The 1,080-nt window shown below is 65.7% G+C and carries 1 protein-coding gene; it reads right to left on the bottom strand.

From position 1 onward, the window contains the following. Window positions 1-993 (bottom strand): bifunctional indole-3-glycerol-phosphate synthase TrpC/phosphoribosylanthranilate isomerase TrpF (gene trpCF / locus AACR77_RS07225; protein WP_042880608.1); only part of this gene is annotated, 993 nt, incomplete at its 3' end. Window positions 994-1,080 lie beyond the last annotated feature (87 nt).

Raw genomic sequence — 1,080 nt, forward strand, 5'->3', positions numbered from 1 at the left:
CTGGGCATTGCGAAACACCCCGACGTAAGAGAGCGGCGCGCCCGCCATCACGGCGCGGGCGGCGGGAATGTCCACGTAGCGCGGGCTTTTCGCCACAAAGATGAGGCCGCCGAACACGGCGCCCGCCTGATGGGCGGCGGCGGCGTCCTCGGGACGAGTCAGGCCGCACACCTTGTTCTGGCCGAGCACCAGCTTGCGCACCGCGGCCTCCAGATCCGGCTCCGCCATGAGGGAAGAGCCCACCAGGAAGCCCTTGGCGTGGTGGCGCAGGGCCGCCACCTGGGCGCGGTGGTTGATGCCGGATTCGCTGATCACCACCCGATCCCCCGGGATCCTGGCGGCCAGCTGCCGGGTGCGGGCAAGATCGACGCTCAAATCCCGCAGATCCCGGTTGTTGATGCCAATCACCGGGGCGCCGAGGTCGATGGCGCGGGTCAGCTCCTCCTCGTTGCTCACCTCGGTGAGCACCCCTAGACCTAACTCTTTCGCCACGTTGAACAGGGCGCGATACCCCTCGTCGGTGAGCACGGAGAGCATCAGGAGGATGGCGTCCGCCTGATAGTGGCGGGCCAGATAGACCTGATAGGGGTCAATCATGAAGTCCTTGCAGAGCACCGGCTGCTGGACGCGGCCCCGTACCCGGGGCAGGAAGGCGAAATCCCCCTGGAAGAACTTCTCGTCCGTCAGCACCGAGATGGCGGTGGCGTAGTGGCCATAGATGTCGGCGATGGCCTCCGGGCTGAAGTCGTTGCGGATCAAGCCCTTGGAGGGGGAGGCCTTCTTGCACTCCAGAATGAAGCGGGTGGAGCCTTTGCGCAGATCCCCCTCGAAGTCCCGATCGCTCGGGGTCAGCGCGTCCTGGAAGCTCGCCAGGGGCTGGCTCTCCTTGCGGGCGGCGACCCACTCCTGCTTGGCCGCCACGATCTTGCCGAGGATGGTCTGGCTGATGGAGGCCATGTTCAGAAAGGCGTGGGGAGCAATGACATCTGACATCTCGTTATCCTTGCGAAGCTGGCTGTTGCCCGTCGGGCGTTCTGGGTGAGTGCCCCTGGGGCACGCTGTGGTGGTAGCTGACTGTGA

The sequence above is a fragment of the Aeromonas sp. ZOR0002 genome (genome assembly GCF_963866995.1).
GTDB lineage: Bacteria > Pseudomonadota > Gammaproteobacteria > Enterobacterales > Aeromonadaceae > Aeromonas > Aeromonas caviae.